The sequence below is a fragment of the Novacetimonas maltaceti genome (genome assembly GCF_002906255.1).
GTDB lineage: Bacteria > Pseudomonadota > Alphaproteobacteria > Acetobacterales > Acetobacteraceae > Novacetimonas > Novacetimonas maltaceti.
Genome location: NZ_POTC01000135.1, coordinates 1 through 1,201 on the forward strand (window position 1 = coordinate 1; position 1,201 = coordinate 1,201).

Genomic DNA, 1,201 nt, shown 5'->3' on the forward strand with positions numbered 1-1,201 from the left:
AAGCCACGACTTCAGATCAGGCGGCAGAAGATACGGCTGAGACCGGTCAAACGGGATGAAGCTGCTCATCTCACCACCTTACAACTTCACCTCTTCACAGGGTACCCCAACCCGACAGGCTGCTAGACGTGTTTGATAGCGTCAAGGCGGCACAAGATCCTCGGATGCAGGAGGAACTTCTGAACATGGCATGGGCAGATGGCGACGCAGGGGCGTTTGCTCATGCTCTTTCGGTCATAGCGCGCGCGCAGGGAGCGGACGATATTGCGAAGGAAGCCCTGTCTGGAAAAGGTGATCTCGACCTGACCGACCTGTTCCGCATCATGTCGGCGTTCGGCATAAAGGTGACGTTTCATGCGGCGGACTGATGCGACACACGCCGAAGGGACGGCGGCCTGTCGGGCCGCCACAGAGCAGTCAGCCCCCGTGAGGGGGCTTCAGTTTCAAGTGTCCGCTTAGACGTTCACTTGCCTTTGACTTTTTCGACGCTCTTCAGGCCGAAAGCGGAAATCCGGTCCATAACCTCGCCACATTCTGCGCAATGAACGGTAAATTTTTCGCTCCACCCTCCATGCTCCGGTCCTGTTTGAAGTGTTATTCTATTCACGGTACCGCATTTTTCACATTTCTCTTTGTAAGATTCTTCGCCAAGATTGTAAGACATCTATATATTCCCTTACTTTCCTGACCAGAACTCTTCATCAAGCTCTTCAATTCTTCTTACAACATCTTTCCAATCCTCAATTACCCTGTCTTTTATTTTTCCATCGCTATTTATTCCGTAAAAATCACTCTTCATAGCGAACGAATCTAGTAGTGTCCTTACTCTTTCAAGTTCTTTAGAGAGCGCATTTGAGCGTCCAACATATTCGTCAGGGGTCATTATTTTTGTTCCTTCCATTCAAAACCTGAGATTTCATAAGTGAAGATAATAATTCACCGGATTATGATAAGGCCACCATCAAAGATAGCAAATCAACACTGTTCATGTCCGTTTCGAGATACGCAATGCCTGTGCATCGCGCATTGAGCGGAACGCCAGAACGATCTGTTTGCTGAAAGCGGGGCTGAACTGGCCGCGCGCGGCCCGATCTTCCAGCGTGTAGGACGTTTCGAGGATGTCGTAATTCACTTCGTCCACCATCACCCACAGGGGCATGTCCGTATCCAGCTTCGCCCTGCGGACTTCTGTTTCCGGAAT

General features: G+C 50.3%; 3 protein-coding genes and 1 pseudogene. 1 reads left to right on the forward strand and 3 read right to left on the reverse strand.

The features are described from left to right. Window positions 1-185: 185 nt before the first annotated feature. Entirely contained in the window at window positions 186-368 is a 183-nt protein-coding gene (locus tag KMAL_RS16660) for a helix-turn-helix domain-containing transcriptional regulator (RefSeq protein ID WP_239020200.1), read from the forward strand. 95 nt (window positions 369-463) lie between these two features. Here the strand turns inward: KMAL_RS16660 and KMAL_RS17075 are convergent, their stop codons facing one another. From KMAL_RS17075 to KMAL_RS16665, 3 genes and pseudogenes are all read right to left on the reverse strand, one after another. Then, window positions 464-664: a hypothetical protein gene (locus KMAL_RS17075; protein WP_061487194.1), complete on the reverse strand. Its 201-nt coding sequence runs from the start codon at window positions 662-664 to the stop codon at window positions 464-466. A gap of 12 nt (window positions 665-676) precedes the next feature. Continuing rightward, window positions 677-883: a hypothetical protein gene (locus KMAL_RS17080; protein WP_146044266.1), complete on the reverse strand. Its 207-nt coding sequence runs from the start codon at window positions 881-883 to the stop codon at window positions 677-679. A 102-nt stretch (window positions 884-985) separates the two neighbouring features. Beyond that, window positions 986-1,201 (reverse strand): annotated as a pseudogene (locus tag KMAL_RS16665) (hypothetical protein); the annotation flags it as partial.

Coding starts and splice junctions, on each gene's coding strand:
- KMAL_RS17080 (WP_146044266.1), bottom strand. CDS start 883: ATGACCCCTGACGAATATGTTGGACGCTCAAATGCGCTCTCTAAAGAA.
- KMAL_RS16660 (WP_239020200.1), top strand. CDS start 186: ATGGCATGGGCAGATGGCGACGCAGGGGCGTTTGCTCATGCTCTTTCG.
- KMAL_RS17075 (WP_061487194.1), bottom strand. CDS start 664: ATGTCTTACAATCTTGGCGAAGAATCTTACAAAGAGAAATGTGAAAAA.